Source organism: Streptomyces brasiliensis (assembly GCF_014647875.1).
Classification (GTDB): Bacteria; Actinomycetota; Actinomycetes; order Streptomycetales; family Streptomycetaceae; genus Streptomyces; species Streptomyces brasiliensis.
The window spans coordinates 1-745 of sequence record NZ_BMQA01000258.1 but is presented as its reverse complement, the minus strand read 5'-3'; the positions used below and the strand labels follow the sequence as shown (position 1 = coordinate 745).

General features: G+C 61.9%; 2 protein-coding genes. One reads left to right on the top strand and one right to left on the bottom strand.

Going from position 1 to position 745, the window contains the following annotated elements; genetic code table 11:
- Positions 1-279: transposase (locus tag IEZ19_RS50055; RefSeq protein ID WP_229841762.1), on the bottom strand; the 279-nt coding region annotated here is incomplete at its 3' end.
- 183 nt (positions 280-462) lie between these two features.
- Here IEZ19_RS50055 and IEZ19_RS50050 point away from each other — a divergent pair.
- Positions 463-636, top strand: coding sequence for a hypothetical protein (locus IEZ19_RS50050; RefSeq protein WP_189317991.1), 174 nt, complete (start codon positions 463-465; stop codon positions 634-636).
- Positions 637-745 lie beyond the last annotated feature (109 nt).

Sequence of the window (745 nt, the reverse complement as noted above, 5' to 3'; positions counted from 1 at the left end):
CATCGCATACTTGAAGTCGATGCGGCAGCGCACCGCCTCGGCCGCCTGACGGTCCGACAGGCCGAGCAGGAACTGCAGCACACAGACAGTAGCCAGCTGGGCAGGCGAGAGACCCGGACGCCCGTCACGTGGGTACCAGTCGGCGAAGTCCTCGTCACACCACAGCCCATCGAGCCGGTCTCTCACCCATATCGCCGTCGTACCGTCCGGGTTGCTCGCCCGCGCGATCTGCGCGGTCAGAGCCGGGACTTGCTCACCGGAACGGGGGCGGAGGGACAACAGGCACCTCGACAGCTGCATCGGTCATCGGAACGACCCGAGCATGCCCGTTGATCATGCTGCCATACCGGGAAACTCCAAGATCACCGACAGAGTCAAGCTAAGAGCTCGTAACACGATCTTGTTGGTGAGATTGATAAGGCACGGGGGTGCCGGTCGGATGCGGCTGGAATGATTGCGGGCATGACACTGGACTGGTCCGGTCTGAAGCACGCCTATGGATCCGCGTCTGACCTACCACGGCTCTTTGACGAGATCGGTGATCCCGAGCTGGCTGACGAGGCGTGGGAGGAGCTGTGGGCTTCTCTCTACCATCAGGGGACGGTGTACACGGCTAGGGCGCGTATCGAGTCGTGATCAATCTGTCGGATTCGCACTCAGGGCTGGGTCTGGACTGGTAGATCGACTTGCATGACACGCGCGCAACTGACGGATGTGGAATGGGAGTTCATCGAGCCGTACCTGC